The organism is Streptomyces sp. NTH33, from assembly GCF_003236365.1.
In the GTDB taxonomy this organism is placed as follows: domain Bacteria; phylum Actinomycetota; class Actinomycetes; order Streptomycetales; family Streptomycetaceae; genus Streptomyces.
This window is the reverse complement of sequence record NZ_POTZ01000849.1, coordinates 1-1,568: the sequence shown is the minus strand read 5'-3', so window position 1 is coordinate 1,568 and position 1,568 is coordinate 1. Positions and strand designations below refer to the sequence as shown.

Below are 1,568 nucleotides of genomic sequence, written 5' to 3'. Positions count from 1 at the left end.
TGCCGGTGGGGGTGGCGTGCACGATGCCGTCGGCCCCGGTCAGCAGGTCCGCGAGCGCGTCGGGGGCCGCGGCGGCGGCGCGGCCGGCGCCGAAGTGGCGGCCGAGGGAGTCGGCGAGCGCGGCGGCCCGCTCGGGCAGCGCGTCGACGACGGTGACCCGGCCGGCCCCGAGCGTCAGGGTGGCGTGGGCGACGGCGGCGCCGGCGCCGCCCGCGCCGAGCTGCACCACGCGCTCCAGCGGGGCGTCGGGCAGGCCGCGTGCGAAGGAGGCGGCGAAGCCGGTGACGTCGGTGTTGTGGCCGGTGGCCCGGCCGCCCTCGAAGACGACGGTGTTGACCGCGCCGAGCGCCTCGGCCTGCGGGGAGAGGGCGTCCAGGTGCTCCAGGACGAGCTGCTTGCAGGGGTGGGTGATGTTGAGCCCGTCGAAGCCGAGGTCGCGGGCGGAGCGCACCAGGTCGCCGACCGCCTCGGGCGGGACGCCGAGGGTGTCGATGTCGATGAGCCGGTACAGCAGGCGCAGGCCCTGCCGGTCGGCCTCCCGCTCGTGCAGCGCCGGACTGAGCGACGGGCCGATGCCGGAACCGATCAGTCCGACGAGATACGAGTCCTTGGCCACCGGGGATCCTCCTGAGCGGGCTCTAATGTACGAACCGGTACGTTAGCTATATCAGCCCCTCCGGCGGTTCGGGAAGTCCCGGCCCCTGCTTCTACAATCACGAGCCAGATACGCGCCCCACGCCCGAAGGACCGTGATGACCAGCGTCGAGGAACCGGCACGACCCCGCGGGCGGACCCGCGACGCCGCCCGCACCAGGGCCGAGATCCTCGACGTGGCCACGCAGGAGTTCGCCCGGGCCGGCTACGACGGGGCCCGCGTGGACGAGATCGCCGCCCGCACCCGCACCACGAAGCGGATGATCTACTACTACTTCGGCGGCAAGGAACAGCTGTTCACAGCCGTACTGGAGCGGGCCTACGGGGTGATCCGCGACGCCGAGCAGCAGCTGGACGTCGAGCACCTGGACCCGGTCGCGGCCATCCGGCGCCTGGCGGAACTGACCTTCGACCACCACGAGCAGCACCTCGACTTCATCCGTCTGGTGAGCATCGAGAACATCCACGAGGCGGAGCACATCGTCGCCTCCGAGAAGCTGGCGGCGATCGGTTCTCCGGCGCTGGACGTGATCCGCCGGATCCTCGCCGCCGGGCAGGAGTCCGGCCTGTTCACGGCCGACGTGGACGCCGTCGACCTGCACGCGATGATCAGCGCGTTCTGCTTCTTCCGGGTCGCCAACCGGCACACCTTCGGTGCCCTGTTCGGCCGTGACCTGACCGACCCCGCACGGCGCGAGCACTACCGCGCCATGCTCGGCGACATGGTCATCGCCTACCTGACGGCGGACCGCGCGGAGGACTGAGCACCGCCGGACACCGGTCCGGCGGATCGCGCGCCACCTCTTGACAGAACGGGAACACGGGCCGCAGCATCCCTGCGCAACCACTGCGAACTAACCAGTGGGTTAATTAGCTGGCTCGTGCCCCCGAAGGAGCCCCGCCGTGTCCGTCCC

At 71.7% G+C, this 1,568-nt stretch carries 2 protein-coding genes; one reads left to right on the top strand and one right to left on the bottom strand.

Annotated elements, in window-relative coordinates; translation table 11 throughout:
* The coding region (locus tag C1I97_RS36935) for a shikimate dehydrogenase (protein WP_111007241.1) at positions 1 to 616 on the bottom strand (616 nt) is incomplete at its 3' end.
* Between the two features lie 136 nt (positions 617 to 752).
* Between C1I97_RS36935 and C1I97_RS36930 the strand changes: the two genes are divergently transcribed.
* Complete coding sequence (locus tag C1I97_RS36930) at positions 753 to 1,418, top strand: TetR/AcrR family transcriptional regulator (RefSeq protein WP_111007240.1); 666 nt, start codon at positions 753 to 755, stop codon at positions 1,416 to 1,418.
* Positions 1,419 to 1,568 lie beyond the last annotated feature (150 nt).

Excerpts from the sequence above, each read along its gene's own strand:
- C1I97_RS36930 (WP_111007240.1), top strand. The coding sequence starts at position 753 with ATGACCAGCGTCGAGGAACCGGCACGACCCCGCGGGCGGACCCGCGAC.